At 37.4% G+C, this 1,894-nt stretch carries 1 protein-coding gene; it reads right to left on the bottom strand.

Annotated features, from left to right (window positions below):
* The coding region (locus AB1414_20105; GenBank protein ID MEW6609717.1) for a choice-of-anchor X domain-containing protein at window positions 1–1,894 on the bottom strand (1,894 nt) is incomplete at both ends.

Here is a 1,894-nt window from a genome sequence, read left to right on the forward strand (position 1 = left end):
ATAGTAAAGATGGATTTTGCTACTCCACATGAGATAAGCCCTGTAGCAGTAATAGTCTTTAATCCATAAGGTTGTGAATCGACAGTAAAGGCAGCGGTAAAACTACCTTGAGCATTAGTAGTAGTCAGGCCAATAGTCAATGTAGCTCCAAAATCTATTTGTATTTGCTCATTTGCAAGATAACCTTCACCTATTACCGTAACTATTGTGCCAATATTACCTGAGGAAGGAATAGTGTCAGTAATTTTAGGTTGGATAGTGATAACTTCTGGCCCTAACTTGTATAAATAAGGCGGAAATGTTACTTCTTCTCCCTGCTCGTCCCTTACCTTAAATTGATATTGATATTCACCTTTTTGAGGGAGTGTGGTTGAATAAGCGTAATTTGCCCCTTTTGCCCAATTTCCGTCAACAAAATTCATCGTGGCGGTGGCGATTAAGTTTGCTTGTTTGTAAATATAAACTATTGGATAACCAATTGCCGGTGGGTCACCATTTGTATCCTGATATAATATTTGATAAGTAAAATCAGTTTTAAGCGTGCCGAAATTCGGGTCAATGCCGTCTGAAATAAAACCTTGTTTTTGCGACCAGAAAAGTGTTGGTTTAAAATTAGGTCCTTCAACTATTGGCCCATTCTGTTCATTTGTTGGCTCTCCTGAAGCAAACATCCCTTTGGTATTTTTTGCCTCAAAATAATAGGTGTAATGGTTGCCGCCAATTGGAAATGTAGTTGCAAAAGTGTATGTTACCCCGGTTTTATAATCATCACCAACTTTAATGAACATATACTGACCATTTGGATATTCAGGATTGCCGCCGCGAAAGATATGCACCCGCGGATAGCCTGTTGCAGGAGGATAACCCGTAGGGTCTTGATAAGTTACCTTGTAGGTAAAATTAGTTACATATCTTGTGCCTGTGCCAGGGTTAATCCCATCATGGATAAATCCCTCTTCCGCTGCCCACATTAAAACAGGTTTATCTGTTACTATTGGTCTTTCTTTTGGTAGAACAGGTTGTCCTACTGCATTTACATTACCTGCATCATATGCCTCAAAATAATATGAATAAGTTCCTATTTCTGGTAACAAAGTAGAATAGGTATACCATTTCCCATCTACATAATTAATATCCGTTGAGTCTACTTCTTCCATAACAAAAGGACTGTTAGCAACTTCCGTAGCTCCTTTAAAAATATGGACGACAGGGTATCCTCCTAATGGAGCATCATTATCAGAATCAAAATACATAACTTTATAAGTGAAGGTAGTATAGTTTAACCCTATTTCTGGATAAAGTCCGTCATCTTTATACCCAGGTTCATTAAGCCAGAGGAGCATTGTACATGAATCAACTCTAAAGGTAACCTCAACAGATTTACAAGACATAACACCTGTAACAGTAATTGTCTTTAACCCAGATGATTGAAAATCAACGCTAAATGTACCAGTAAAATTATCTGTATTATCTGAAGCTATGATAGTGATACTTTTAGTCGTGCCAAAATCTATCCGAATTTGTTCTTCAGGTAGATACCCTTCACCGGCTATCGTAACTATTGTGCCTATTGTACCTGAGGTTGGGATAGTAGTAGTTATCTTTGGATTTGTTACCTGTAGGGTTATAGTTCCTTTACTTATATTAGAAACGATGTCCGTAGCCGTTATAACTAAATTCTTTACTCCACATAGTACAGAATTTGGTATTGTAGTTTTATAAGTGTAGATTCCATCATTTGCTATCTCATCTCCATTTGTTCCATCATCAAACATCGGTTGATTGGCATTATTTAAAATAGGCATAAGGTTAATAGTAGCAGAGGCGACTACATTGACATCTTTGATTTGAGCCGTTAAAGTTATGGTGTTACCGACTATGACTGTTTCAGGTG

It is taken from the genome of bacterium (assembly GCA_040755795.1).
GTDB lineage: Bacteria > UBA9089 > CG2-30-40-21 > CG2-30-40-21 > SBAY01 > JBFLXS01.